General features: G+C 72.9%; 10 protein-coding genes. 7 read left to right on the plus strand and 3 right to left on the minus strand.

From position 1 onward, the window contains the following. The first annotated feature begins 5 nt into the window (after positions 1 to 5). On the plus strand, positions 6 to 881 hold the full coding sequence (locus B9S64_RS10915) for an acyl-CoA thioesterase II (RefSeq protein ID WP_103492459.1): 876 nt from the start codon (positions 6 to 8) through the stop codon (positions 879 to 881). Positions 882 to 1,110: 229 nt separating this feature from the next. Then, positions 1,111 to 2,331, plus strand: a complete 1,221-nt coding sequence (locus B9S64_RS10920) for a cytochrome P450 (protein WP_103492460.1) — start codon at positions 1,111 to 1,113, stop codon at positions 2,329 to 2,331. A gap of 28 nt (positions 2,332 to 2,359) precedes the next feature. Here B9S64_RS10920 and B9S64_RS10925 read toward each other — a convergent pair whose 3' ends face one another. Further along, the gene (locus tag B9S64_RS10925) at positions 2,360 to 3,514 is read right to left on the minus strand and encodes an epoxide hydrolase family protein (protein ID WP_103492461.1); all 1,155 of its coding nucleotides are present in this window, start codon (positions 3,512 to 3,514) and stop codon (positions 2,360 to 2,362) included. Positions 3,515 to 3,577: 63 nt separating this feature from the next. On the opposite strand from B9S64_RS10925, the gene B9S64_RS10930 reads away from it, so the two are divergent. Beyond that, entirely contained in the window at positions 3,578 to 4,609 is a 1,032-nt protein-coding gene (locus B9S64_RS10930) for a YafY family protein (RefSeq protein ID WP_103492462.1), read from the plus strand. Here the strand turns inward: B9S64_RS10930 and B9S64_RS10935 are convergent. Together B9S64_RS10935 and B9S64_RS10940 are read right to left on the minus strand one after the other, a co-directional pair. Continuing rightward, positions 4,507 to 5,358, minus strand: coding sequence for a phosphatase (locus B9S64_RS10935; RefSeq protein WP_103492463.1), 852 nt, complete (start codon positions 5,356 to 5,358; stop codon positions 4,507 to 4,509). The two genes, B9S64_RS10930 and B9S64_RS10935, sit on opposite strands and share 103 nt — an antisense overlap. A gap of 127 nt (positions 5,359 to 5,485) precedes the next feature. Then, positions 5,486 to 6,130 (minus strand): TetR/AcrR family transcriptional regulator, encoded by a 645-nt coding sequence (locus B9S64_RS10940; RefSeq protein ID WP_093531039.1) that lies wholly within the window; start codon positions 6,128 to 6,130, stop codon positions 5,486 to 5,488. A 130-nt stretch (positions 6,131 to 6,260) separates the two neighbouring features. Here B9S64_RS10940 and B9S64_RS10945 point away from each other — a divergent pair, with 130 nt between their 5' ends. The 4 genes from B9S64_RS10945 to B9S64_RS10960 are packed head-to-tail and all read left to right on the plus strand — an operon-like array spanning position 6,261 to position 12,083. After that, positions 6,261 to 7,877, plus strand: a complete 1,617-nt coding sequence (locus tag B9S64_RS10945) for a carboxyl transferase domain-containing protein (RefSeq protein ID WP_103492464.1) — start codon at positions 6,261 to 6,263, stop codon at positions 7,875 to 7,877. Between the two features lie 13 nt (positions 7,878 to 7,890). Next, the gene (locus tag B9S64_RS10950; protein WP_103492465.1) at positions 7,891 to 9,939 is read left to right on the plus strand and encodes a biotin carboxylase N-terminal domain-containing protein; all 2,049 of its coding nucleotides are present in this window, start codon (positions 7,891 to 7,893) and stop codon (positions 9,937 to 9,939) included. A gap of 41 nt (positions 9,940 to 9,980) precedes the next feature. Then, positions 9,981 to 10,910, plus strand: a complete 930-nt coding sequence (locus B9S64_RS10955; protein ID WP_103492471.1) for a hydroxymethylglutaryl-CoA lyase — start codon at positions 9,981 to 9,983, stop codon at positions 10,908 to 10,910. Positions 10,911 to 10,916: 6 nt separating this feature from the next. Further along, positions 10,917 to 12,083 (plus strand): acyl-CoA dehydrogenase family protein, encoded by a 1,167-nt coding sequence (locus B9S64_RS10960; RefSeq protein ID WP_103492466.1) that lies wholly within the window; start codon positions 10,917 to 10,919, stop codon positions 12,081 to 12,083. The last annotated feature ends 261 nt before the right edge of the window (positions 12,084 to 12,344 follow it).

Genomic DNA, 12,344 nt, shown 5'->3' on the forward strand with positions numbered 1-12,344 from the left:
CTTCCATGAGCGAAGCACTCGACTCCCTGCTCGATCTCCTCGACCTGGAGCGGATCGAGCAGGACATCTTCCGCGGCCGCAGCCGCAGCGCCGTCGTGCCCCGGGTCTTCGGCGGCCAGGTCGCGGCGCAGGCGCTCGTTGCCGCGGGCCGCACGGTGCCCGCGGACCGGCCCGCGCACTCGCTGCACGCGTACTTCCTGCGGCTCGGGGACCCGGGCGCGCCGATCGTGTACAGCGTGGACCGGATCCGCGACGGGCGGTCCTTCACCACCCGCCGGGTCGTCGCCGTCCAGCACGGGAAGCCGATCTTCCACCTCTCGGCGTCCTTCCAGGTGCACGAGGAGGGCATGGACCACCAGGCGGAGATGCCGTCCGCCCCGGACCCCGACACGCTGCCGACGGCGGCCGAGATGCTCCCCCGGTACGCGGACCGCTTCACCGACCCGCTCATGGTGGACCGGCTGCTGGAGGCGCGGGAGGCGGTGGATCTGCGGTACGTGGACGCCCCGCCGTTCGCGACCGCCGGTGAGCCGCGCGAACCGCGCTCCCAGGTGTGGTTCCGGACGGTCGGCAAGCTGGCCGACGACCCGCTGCTGCACGTCTGCCTGGCGACGTACGTGTCCGACATGACGTTGCTCGACTCGGTGCTGCTCGCCCACGGGCGCGGCGGCTGGGCGCTCGGTGACGTGGTGGGCGCCAGCCTGGACCACGCCATGTGGTTCCACCGCCCCTTCCGGGCCGACGAATGGCTGCTGTACGACCAGCAGTCGCCCTCGGCGTCGGGGGGACGCGGGCTGGGGCAGGCCAGGATCTACACGGCGGACGGGCAGTTGGCCATCACGGTTATCCAGGAGGGCGTGGTCCGGGTCCCGAGGAGCTGAACGGCCGAGGCCGGGCCGGACACCCGTCCCACGCCCGGGACCGGGTCACCGTGGCCGCCGCCCCCCGCCTCACGCTCCCCCACGCCTCATCACGCCTCTTCGCGCCCGGAGCGACCCCGCCGTCTCCCCTGCGCCCGCGCACCCCTTCTCGTCTGCCACTGCCGCGTTCGCGCCCTCGGGCACGGGTACGTACCTCGGCGTCCACCCCACCGCCCCGAGGAGCCCCGTCATGTCCCGGCAGTCCTCCCCGATCGTGCTCGACCCCGCGGCAGGCGACGCCGACGCCGAACACCGGCTGTTACGCGCCCAGGGGCCCGCCGCCCGTATCGACATCCTCGGCGTGCCGGCCTGGTCCGTGACGGATCCGTTCCTGCTCAAGGAGTTGCTCACCAGCCCCGACGTGTCCAAGGACGGGCGACGGCACTGGCCGGGCTTCGGCGCGGCCCTGGAGAGCTGGCCGCTGGCGCTCTGGGTCGCCGCCACCAACATGTTCACCGCCTACGGGGGCGACCACCGCCGGCTGCGCCGCATCATCGCGCCCGCGTTCAGCGCCCGGCGGATCACCGCGTTACGGCCGGTGGTCGAGGAGATCGCGAGCCGTCTCGCCGACGACCTGGAGGCCACCCCGGCGGGGGCGGTCACCGATCTGCGGGAGCGGTACGCCGTGCCCCTGCCCATCGCCGTCATCGGCCGTCTGATGGGGGTGCCGGCGGAGCGGCGGGCCGAGTTCCGCGCGCTCGTCGACGGGGTGTTCGACACCCTGCTCTCCCCGGAAGAGGCCGCTTCCAACACCCAGGCGCTGTACGCGATGCTGGACGAACTCATCGCCGCCAAGCGGGCCGATCCCGGTGACGACCTGGCCTCGGCGCTGATCACGATGCGCGACGAGGACGGCGGATCGGCCCTGGCCGAGGCGGAGTTGCGCGACACGCTGCTCCTGATGATCAACGCCGGGTACGAGACCACCGTCAACCTGATCGACCAGGCCGTCACCACCCTGCTGATCCGGCCGGAACAGCTGCTCCATGTCAGGGCGGGGCGGGCCGGGTGGGCCGACGTGGTGGAGGAGACACTGCGTCATGAACCGCCCGTCAAGCATCTGCCGCTGCGCTTCGCCGTCCGCGACATCCCGCTGCCGGACGGGCGGACGATACTTGAGGGTGAGGCGATCCTCGCGTCGTACGCCGCCGCCAACCGCCACCCGGACTGGCACGGTTCCCCCGACGACTTCGACGTCACCCGCCTCACCAAGGACCATCTCGCCTTCGGCCACGGCATCCACTTCTGCCTCGGCGCGGCACTGGCCAGGCTGGAGGGCGAGATCGCGCTCAGGGTCCTGCTCGACCGCTTCCCGGACGCCGAACTGGCGGGAGATGAAGAGGGGTTGCGGCCGCTGCCCTCGCTGATCAGCAACGGCCATCGTGCGCTCCCGGTCCGCCTGCGACCGTAGCGGCCCGAAGGCGGCGCCTCCCTCGGCCTCAGCCGAGACCGGCGAAGAACGCGCGTACGTCCTCGACCAGCAGTCCCGGCTGCTCCAGGGAGAGGAAGTTGCCGCCGCGCTCGAACTCGGTCCAGCGCACCACATGGTGGTCCCGCTCCGCGAACCGGCGGACGGCGACGTCGGACGGCAGCGCGACCGCCACCGCGGTGGGCACGGTGCCGCGCTCCTTGGGCGCCCAGGCGCCCGGGTCGTGGGCCATCTCGTAGTAGAGGTGGGCCGACGAGCCCGCCGTCCCGGTGAACCAGTACACGCTGACGTTCGTCAGCAGGGTGTCGCGGTCCACCGCGTCCTCGGGCAGTTCCTTCTCCGGGTCCGTCCATTCCTTGAACTTCTCGACGATCCAGGCGAGTTGACCCACTGGCGAGTCATGCAGTCCGAACGCGAGCGTGTCGGGGCGGGTCGACTGGATGACGTTGAACCCCATCTTGTCGTCGCGGAACGCCTGGAGCCGCTCCAGCCGGGCCTGCTCGCCCTCGGTGAGACCGGCGAAGTCGGCGGGGTCCTCCGACGGGAAGGTGACCAGCCCGTTCACATGGACACCGCACACCCGGTCGGGGGCGATCCGGCCCGTCTCGGCCGCGGTCCAGGCGCCGCCTCCGTTGCCCTGGACGCCGTAACGCCCGTACCCGAGGCGGGACATGAGGACGGTGAACGCCGCCGCGATCCGGCCGGTGTTCCAGCCCGTCGAGGAGAGCGGACCGGAGAACCCGACCCCGGGCGTGGAGGTGACGACGACGTGGAAGTCACGTGAGAGCGGCTCGATCACCTCGATGAACTGGACGAACGAGCCCGGCCAGTCGTGGATCAGCAGCAGCGGGGTGGCGTCCGCCTTCGGCGACCGGACGTGTACGAAGTGGATGTCCTGGCCGTCGATCTCGGTGACGTACTGCGGGAACGCGTTCAGCCGGGCCTCGGCCGCGCGCCAGTCGAACCCGTCCGCCCAGTACGCGGCCAGGCCCCGCAGATAGTCGGCGGGCACCCCGCGCGACCAGTCCTCGGCCCCGGGGACACCCGCGCTCCAGCGGGTGCGGGCCAGACGGTGGCGCAGGTCGTCCAGATCGGCCTGCGGGATCGCGACCCGGAAGGGCCGGACGGACGTGTCTGCGGCTGCGGTGGTGCTGCGCTTCTCCATGAGGAAGACTCTAGGATCGATATAGGCACGTTACGTTCCTAAAGAAGCGTCAGGCTTTCTCCCATGCTGGAAACCTCCGCACGACTCCTGCGCCTGCTGACCCTGCTCCAGTCACCCCGCGCGTGGCCGGGAACCGAGCTGGCCGAACGGCTCGGCGTCAGCGGCCGCACCGTCCGCAACGACATCGAGCGGCTGCGCACGCTCGGCTACCCGGTCGACGCCACCCGTGGATCGACCGGGGGCTACCGGCTGGCGGCCGGCAGCGCGATGCCACCGCTGCTCCTGGAGGACGACGAGGCCGTGGCCGTGACGCTGGCCGTGCGCACGGTCGCCGAGAGCTCCATGGCCGGGACGGAGGAGACCTCGCTGCGCGCCCTGGCCAAGCTGGAGCAGGTGCTTCCGGCCCGGCTGCGCCGCCGGGTGCGGGCGCTCCAGGAGTACACGGCACCGGTGCCCGCCGACCGTCCGGGCCCGAGGGTGGACACGGAGCTGCTGATGACACTGACCGCGGCCTGCCGCGACCACGAACGGCTGCGGCTGGACTACCGGGGGGCGTCCACCCGGCGGCTGGTGGAGCCCCAGCGCGTCGTCAACTGGGGCCGCCGCTGGTATCTGGTGGCCTGGGACGTGGACCGGGAGGACTGGCGGACGTTCCGCGCGGACCGGATCACCCCGCGCACTCCAGCGGGTCCGCGCTTCGCCCCGCGCGGTGACCCGGAGGGTGACGCGGCCGCGTACGTCGCCGGGAAGGTCTCGGCCGCGGCCTGGCGCCACCACGCCCGGGTGACGGTGCACGCCCCCGCCCCCACGGTGCTGGAGCGGGTCAACCCGGCGGTGGGCGTGGTGGAGGCCGTGGACGGGCGGACGTGCGTGCTGGTCACCGGCGCCGACTCGCTGGAAAGCCTCGCCGTCCACCTGTCCGTGCTCGGGTGCGACTTCACCGTGACCGAGCCGCCCGAGCTGGTGGCGTACCTGCGGGAGCTGGCGGGGCGCTACGCCCGGTCCACGGCCACGTCCGCACCCGGTGTGGACGCGGCGGCACCGGCGGCCGGGTCCCCGGACGACGGGAGCAGCCCGGCCGCGTCCAGCAGGTAGTCCGTCATCGGGTCGTAGAAGCGCGGATCGGTGACGTGGTCGTCGAGCGGCACGGTGACCTGGAGGGTGCCCTCCGCCTCCCCGAGGAACAGCGCGGGGTCGTTGCAGTCCGCGTAACCGAGGGAGTCGATCCCGCGCTGCCCGGCGCAGCCGGCCCAGCCGTGGTCCGCGACGACCAGGTCCGGCAGCGGGCGGCCCTCGCGTTCCAGGCCGTCCAGGATCGCGGCCATCGGCGCCGGGGAGTGGGTGTGCCACAGGGAGGCCCCCCGCTCCAGCACGGCGACGTCCGCGAACTGGAAGACCATGCACTCGTCGGCCACCAGCCCGCCGGGGATCCGTACGATCTCGCAGCCGGCGGCCCGCAGCGCCTCGGCCGTCCTGCGGTGCACGTCGAGCAGCCCGCCGGGGTGCCCGGTCGCGAACAGCACCCGCTCCCGGCCCTCGGCCGCCTGCCGGAGCCGGGCCGCCATCCGGTCCAGGGCGTCCACGGTCAGCTCGGGGTCGATGGTGTCCTGGCCCTGCCGGTGCTCGGGGTCGTCGTTCACCCCGCATCTCTCCGCCATCACCGCCAGGACGTCCTGCTCGTCGCGCCACCGGTCACCGAGTTCGAGCCCCAGCCAGAAGTGGCGGTCGCCGTTGGCGAGCCTGCGGTAGTGGTCGAGGTTGTTGTCCCGGGGCGTGGCGACGTCGCCCGCGATACGGGTGCGGACGAGGTGCTCGACGAGGGTGGCGCGGCTGGGTATCGGCATGCGCCCATTGTGCCGCCGCGAACGCGCTGTGTGCCTGGTGTCCCGGATGTCGGGAAACGGCACGGGAGGAGTGATGACGCGCCACCGGGCCGATGCCGGACCGGACCGTAGGGGGCCGGGCCCCCGTTCAGTCGTCCTGGGCGGCCGCCTCGAAGGCGCCCCGGGCGAGGCGGTGCAGCAGGGAGGCGGTGGCCGCGCGGCCGGGCAGCGCTTCGGGCCGGGCCATGTGCGGGGTGGAGTTCAGCAGGCCGAACACCGCGTGGACGGTGACGCGCGCCTCGTTCTCGCCGAGGGTCGGGTACAGGGCGCGCACCGCCTCGACCCAGACCTCGACGTACTGCCGCTGGAGGCGCCGCACCCGTTTGCGGTCGGTGTCGCGCAGCCGGTCCAGCTCGCGGTCGTGGAGGGTGATCAGGGGGCGGTCGTCGAGGGCGAAGTCGATGTGGCCCTCGATGAGCGCGTCCAGGAGGGCTTCCGGGGAGCTGTCGGGCGAGGCCCGCTCCTCGCTCACGCGCAGCCTGCCGCCGTCGAGGAGGCGCTCGCTGATGCCGACGAGCAGTTCGGCGAGCATGGCGTCCTTGCCGGGGAAGTGGCGGTAGAGCCCCGGACCGCTGATACCGACCGCGGCCCCTATCTCGTCGACGCCGACCCCGTGGAAGCCGCGCTCGGCGAAGAGGCGCGCGGCCTCCTTCAGGATCTGCTCGCGGCGGGTGGGTGCCGCGACGCGGGAGATGGCGCGGGCGGCGGCGCGGTCGGCGGCATGGGTGCTCATGGAGATTCATTCTAGACAGTGGCGTTAGCGCTCGTTAACCTGAAGCCATGCGTTAACGCTCATTAACAACGGCTCATCAGCCACAGCACGCTCATCCACTACTGCGGTACGGGCAAGGGGGCTCACCACGATGCAGCAGGCACCGGTCCTGGCGAGCGCGGCGGATCCCGCCTCGGAGGCCTGGCGGGCCAACGAGGCGGCGCACCACGCGCTCGCCGAGGAGCTGCGCACGCGGCTCGCCACGGCACGGCTCGGCGGGGGTGAGAAGGCCCGCGCCCGGCATGTGGCGCGCGGCAAGCTGCTGCCCCGGGAGCGGGTGGACACGCTGCTCGACCCGGGCTCCCCCTTCCTGGAGCTGGCCCCGCTGGCCGCCGAGGGGCTCTACGGGGGCGCGGCGCCGGCCGCCGGGGTGATCGCCGGGATCGGGCGGGTCAGCGGCCGTGAGTGCGTGATCGTCGCCAATGACGCCACGGTCAAGGGCGGCACGTACTACCCGATGACGGTGAAGAAGCACCTGCGGGCCCAGGAGGTGGCCCTGGAGAACCGGCTGCCCTGCCTGTACCTGGTGGATTCCGGCGGTGCCTTCCTCCCGATGCAGGACGAGGTCTTCCCCGACCGGGAGCACTTCGGCCGGATCTTCTACAACCAGGCCCGGATGTCCGGGGCGGGCATCCCGCAGATCGCGGCGGTGCTGGGGTCCTGCACGGCCGGCGGGGCCTATGTGCCCGCCATGAGCGACGAGGCCGTCATCGTCCGCGGCCAGGGGACGATCTTCCTCGGCGGGCCGCCCCTGGTGAAGGCCGCCACCGGCGAGGTCGTCACGGCCGAGGAGCTGGGCGGCGGCGAGGTGCACTCACGTACGTCGGGGGTCACCGACCATCTCGCCGAGGACGACGCGCACGCGCTGCGGATCGTCCGGAACATCGTCGCCACGCTGCCCGCCCGTGCCCCGCTCCCCTGGTCCGTGGAGCCCGCCGAGGAGCCCGAGGCCGACCCCGCCGGGCTGTACGGCGCGGTGCCCGTGGACTCGCGTACGCCCTACGACGCGCGGGAGGTCATCGCCCGGGTGGTGGACGGCTCGCGCTTCCAGGAGTTCAAGGCGGAGTACGGGCAGACGCTGGTCACCGGCTTCGCGCGCGTCCACGGCCACCCGGTCGGCATCGTCGCCAACAACGGCATCCTGTTCTCCGAGTCCGCCCAGAAGGGCGCCCACTTCGTGGAGCTGTGCGACCAGCGCGGCATCCCGCTCGTCTTCCTCCAGAACATCTCCGGCTTCATGGTCGGCCGGGACTACGAGGCCGGGGGCATCGCCAAGCACGGCGCCAAGATGGTGACGGCCGTGGCCTGCACCAGGGTGCCGAAGCTGACCGTCGTCGTCGGCGGGTCCTACGGCGCGGGCAACTACTCCATGTGCGGCCGGGCCTATTCGCCGCGTTTCCTGTGGATGTGGCCGAACGCCAAGATCTCCGTCATGGGCGGGGAGCAGGCCGCCTCGGTCCTGGCCACGGTCAAGCGGGACCAGATCGAAGGGCGCGGCGAGGAGTGGCCCGCCGAGGACGAGGAGGCCTTCAAGGCCCCGGTCCGCGCCCAGTACGAGGAGCAGGGCAACGCCTACTACGCCACCGCCCGGCTCTGGGACGACGGTGTGATCGACCCGATGGAGACCCGGCAGGTGCTGGGACTCGCCCTGACCGCCTGTGCCAACGCCCCGCTGGGTGACCCCCAGTTCGGCGTCTTCCGGATGTGAGGTGAGGACCCCCGTGTTCAGCACTGTTCTGGTCGCCAACCGTGGCGAGATCGCGGTCCGGGTCATCCGGACCCTGCGGGAGCTCGGCGTGCGGTCCGTCGCCGTCTTCAGCGACGCGGACGCGGACGCCCGGCACGTCAGGGAGGCCGATACCGCGGTCCGGATCGGGCCCGCGCCCGCCGCCGGCAGCTACCTCTCCGTGGAGCGCGTCCTCGACGCGGCCCGCCGCACCGGGGCCCAGGCCGTCCACCCCGGATACGGATTCCTCGCGGAGAACGCCCACTTCGCCCGTGCCTGCGAGGAGGCCGGACTGGTCTTCATCGGCCCGCCCGCCCCGGCCATCGCGCTGATGGGCGACAAGATCCGCGCGAAGGAGACGGTCGCCGCGGCCGGGGTGCCGGTGGTCCCCGGATCGTCCGGCAGCGGCCTCACCGACGGACAACTGGCCGAGGCCGCCCGCGAGATCGGCACCCCGGTGCTGCTGAAGCCCTCGGCGGGCGGGGGCGGCAAGGGCATGCGGCTGGTGCGTGACGAGACGCTGCTCGCCGACGAGATCGCGGCGGCGCGGCGTGAGGCCCGCGCCTCCTTCGGTGACGACACCCTGCTGGTGGAGCGGTGGATCGACCGGCCGCGCCACATCGAGATCCAGGTGCTGGCCGACGCGCACGGCCGGGTGGTGCACCTCGGTGAGCGGGAGTGCTCGCTCCAGCGCCGCCACCAGAAGATCATCGAGGAGGCGCCCTCGGTCCTGCTGGACGAGGAGACCCGGGCGGCGATGGGCGAGGCGGCCGTCCAGGCCGCCCGCTCCTGCGGATACGTCGGCGCGGGCACGGTGGAGTTCATCGTGCCGGGTGCCGACCCCTCCGCGTACTACTTCATGGAGATGAACACCCGCCTCCAGGTGGAGCACCCGGTCACCGAGCTGGTCACCGGCCTCGACCTGGTCGAGTGGCAGCTGCGGGTGGCCTCCGGGGAGCCTCTGCCCTACGCTCAGGAGGACATCACGCTCACCGGGCACGCCGTGGAGGCCCGGGTCTGCGCCGAGGACCCGGCACGCGGCTTCCTGCCCTCGGGCGGCACGGTGCTCACCCTGTGTGAGCCGCAGGGCGGCGGGGTGCGGACGGACTCGGGGCTGAGCGAGGGCGTGCCGGTCGGCAGCGCCTACGACCCGATGCTGTCGAAGGTCATCGCCTACGGGCCGGACCGCGCCGCCGCGCTGCGCGGGCTGCGGGCGGCACTGGCGGACACGGTGGTGCTGGGCGTCCCGACGAACGCCGGTTTCCTGCGGCGGCTGCTGGCCCATCCGGCCGTGGCCGCGGGTGACCTGGACACGGGCCTGGTGGAGCGCGAGGCGGAGTCGCTGGTGCCGGAGGGCGTACCCGAGGAGGTGTACGCGGCGGCGGCGCTGCTGCGTCAGCCGTTCCCGGCGGACGCGTCCGGCTGGACCGACCCGTTCTCGGTGCCGAGCGGCTGGCGCCTCGGCGGTACGCCCGCGCGGACCTTCCACCATCTGCGGGTGCCGGGCCACGACCCGGTGCGGGTCGGGGTGCGCCGGGGCGGGGACGGCACGGCCGAGCTGGACTTCGGGCACGCCGGGGACCGGGAGGAGCCGGCGGACGCCTGCGGCCCCCTCCCCGCGCGGCCCGCTCCGGAGGGCTCACGTCTCGTGGAGGTGTCGGACCGGCGGGTGACCGTGGAGCTCGACGGCCTCACCCACACGTTCAGCCGGGCCGACTCCCCGGACGGGGTCTGGCTCGGCCGGGACGGGGACACCTGGCACGTGCTGGACCACGACCCGGTCGAGGCCTCGCTGAGTGGCGCCGCCCGCTCCGGGGCCGACACGCTCGCCGCCCCCATGCCCGGCACGGTCACGGTGGTGAAGGTCGCCGTCGGGGAGGAGGTGGTGGCCGGACAGAGCCTGCTGGTGGTGGAGGCGATGAAGATGGAACACGTCATCTCCGCCCCGCACGCCGGCACCGTCACCGAGCTGGACGTCACCGCAGGAGCCACCGTCGCCATGGACCAGGTCCTGGCCGTGGTCACCCCCGGGGAGGAAGCATGACCGACACCGCGGGAAACCCCGTGAGCGCCACCGCGCTGCCGATGACCGTGCCCCTGCCGGGGCTGCCCGACCGGATCCGCATCCACGAGGTCGGGGCCCGGGACGGTCTGCAGAACGAGAAGGCGGTCGTCCCGACCGAGGTGAAGGCCCGGTTCATTCGCAGGCTCGCCGAGGCGGGGCTGACCACCATCGAGGCGACCAGCTTCGTGCGTCCCGAGTGGGTCCCCCAGCTCGCCGACGCCGAGCGGCTGTTCCCGCTGCTCGGAGAGATCGCGGACGTCGGGGACGTCGAGCTGCCCGTCCTCGTACCGAACGAACGCGGCCTGGACCGGGCGCTGGCGCTCGGTGTCCGCCGGATCGCCGTGTTCGGCTCCGCGACCGAGACGTTCGCCGCCCGCAACCTCAACCGCACGGTGGACGGGTCGCTGGCCATGTTCGAGCCGGTCGTGGCCCGCGCCAAGGCGGACGGGGTGGGGGTGCGCGGCTACCTCTCGATGTGCTTCGGCGACCCGTGGGAAGGCGCCGTGCCGGTCGCGCGGGTCGTCCGGGTGGCGAAGGCGCTGATGGACCTCGGCTGCGACGAGCTGTCCCTCGGCGACACCATCGGGGTGGCCACCCCCGGCCATGTGGTGGCCCTGCTCGCCGCCCTGGACGAGGCGGGTGTGCCCACCGCCTCGATCGGGGTGCACTTCCACGACACGTACGGCCAGGCGCTCTCCAACACCCTGGCCGCGCTCCAGCGGGGGGTGACGACGGTGGACGCCTCCGCGGGCGGCCTCGGCGGCTGCCCGTACGCGAAGAGCGCCACCGGGAACCTCGCCACCGAGGACCTCGTGTGGATGCTCGACGGCCTCGGTGTCGCCACCGGGGTCGATCTCGGCGCACTCACCGCCACAAGCGTGTGGATGGCCGAACAACTGGGCCGGCCGAGCCCGTCCCGTACCGTCCGCGCCCTCTCTCACAAGGAGTGACCCAGCATGTCCCTGGACCACCGGCTGACCGCCGAACACGAGGAACTGCGCCGCACCGTCGAGGAGTTCGCGCACGAGGTGGTCGCCCCGAAGATCGGCGACTTCTACGAGCGCCATGAGTTCCCGTACGAGATCGTGGCCGAGATGGGGCGCATGGGCCTGTTCGGGCTGCCGTTCCCGGAGGAGTACGGCGGGATGGGCGGCGACTACCTCGCCCTGGGCATCGCCCTGGAGGAGCTGGCCCGGGTCGACTCCTCGGTGGCGATCACGCTGGAGGCCGGTGTCTCGCTGGGCGCCATGCCGGTCTACCGCTTCGGCACCGAGGAGCAGAAGCGGCGGTGGCTGCCGAGGCTCTGCTCGGGCGAGGCGCTCGGCGCGTTCGGGCTGACCGAGCCGGACGGCGGTTCCGACGCCGGTGGCACGCGCACCACGGCCGTGCTGGACGAGGCCGCCGGCGAGTGGGTGATCAACGGCTCCAAGTGCTTCATCACCAACTCGGGCACGGACATCACGGAGCTGGTGACGGTCACCGCCGTCACCGGCCGCAAGGAGAACGGCGCCCCGCGCATCTCGGCGATCATCGTCCCGTCCGGCACCCCCGGCTTCACGGTGGCCGCCCCGTACTCCAAGGTGGGGTGGAACGCCTCGGACACCCGCGAGCTGTCCTTCTCCGACGTCCGGGTCCCGGCGGCGAACCTGCTGGGCGAGGAGGGCCGGGGGTACGCGCAGTTCCTCCGCATCCTGGACGAGGGCCGGGTCGCGATCTCCGCGCTGTCCACGGGCCTGGCCCAGGGCTGTGTGGACGAGTCGGTGAAGTACGCCGGGGAGCGGCACGCCTTCGGGAAGCCGATCGGGGCCAACCAGGCCATACAGTTCAAGATCGCCGACATGGAGGCGCGGGCGCACATGGCCCGGGTCGGCTGGCGGGACGCGGCCTCCCGGCTGGTGGCGGGCGAGCCGTTCAAGAAGGAGGCGGCGATCGCCAAGCTGTACTCCTCGACGGTGGCCGTGGACAACGCCCGTGAGGCGACGCAGATCCACGGCGGTTACGGCTTCATGAACGAGTACCCGGTGGCCCGGATGTGGCGCGACTCCAAGATCCTGGAGATCGGCGAGGGCACCAGCGAGGTCCAGCGGATGCTGATCGCCCGTGAGTTGGGGATGCCCGCCTGACACCGGGTGAGGAGCGAGGGCCGGCCCGCGTCGCGGCGCCGGCCCTCGGCGTCTCCGGGGCCGGGCGCGGGGCGCCGGGCGGGACGCGGGGCGACGGGCTCCGTCACCTCGTCCAGGAGCGGGGGATCGGCCGGAAGCGGATCACCCTCACCGGCTCCCGGCGGCGCGGCATCGGCGAGAACAGCTGAGGGAGAAGGCGAGCAGAGTGGCCGAGTAAGGCCTATGACAACGGCGGACACCAAGCAGTACCGTCTTCAACCA

The organism is Streptomyces sp. SM18, from assembly GCF_002910775.2.
Taxonomy (GTDB): Bacteria; Actinomycetota; Actinomycetes; order Streptomycetales; family Streptomycetaceae; genus Streptomyces; species Streptomyces halstedii.

Excerpts from the sequence above, each read along its gene's own strand:
- B9S64_RS10915 (WP_103492459.1), top strand. The coding sequence starts at position 6 with ATGAGCGAAGCACTCGACTCCCTGCTCGATCTCCTCGACCTGGAGCGG.
- B9S64_RS10920 (WP_103492460.1), top strand. The coding sequence starts at position 1,111 with ATGTCCCGGCAGTCCTCCCCGATCGTGCTCGACCCCGCGGCAGGCGAC.
- B9S64_RS10925 (WP_103492461.1), bottom strand. The coding sequence starts at position 3,514 with ATGGAGAAGCGCAGCACCACCGCAGCCGCAGACACGTCCGTCCGGCCC.
- B9S64_RS10930 (WP_103492462.1), top strand. The coding sequence starts at position 3,578 with ATGCTGGAAACCTCCGCACGACTCCTGCGCCTGCTGACCCTGCTCCAG.
- B9S64_RS10935 (WP_103492463.1), bottom strand. The coding sequence starts at position 5,358 with ATGCCGATACCCAGCCGCGCCACCCTCGTCGAGCACCTCGTCCGCACC.
- B9S64_RS10940 (WP_093531039.1), bottom strand. The coding sequence starts at position 6,130 with ATGAGCACCCATGCCGCCGACCGCGCCGCCGCCCGCGCCATCTCCCGC.
- B9S64_RS10945 (WP_103492464.1), top strand. The coding sequence starts at position 6,261 with ATGCAGCAGGCACCGGTCCTGGCGAGCGCGGCGGATCCCGCCTCGGAG.
- B9S64_RS10955 (WP_103492471.1), top strand. The coding sequence starts at position 9,981 with ATGACCGTGCCCCTGCCGGGGCTGCCCGACCGGATCCGCATCCACGAG.
- B9S64_RS10960 (WP_103492466.1), top strand. The coding sequence starts at position 10,917 with ATGTCCCTGGACCACCGGCTGACCGCCGAACACGAGGAACTGCGCCGC.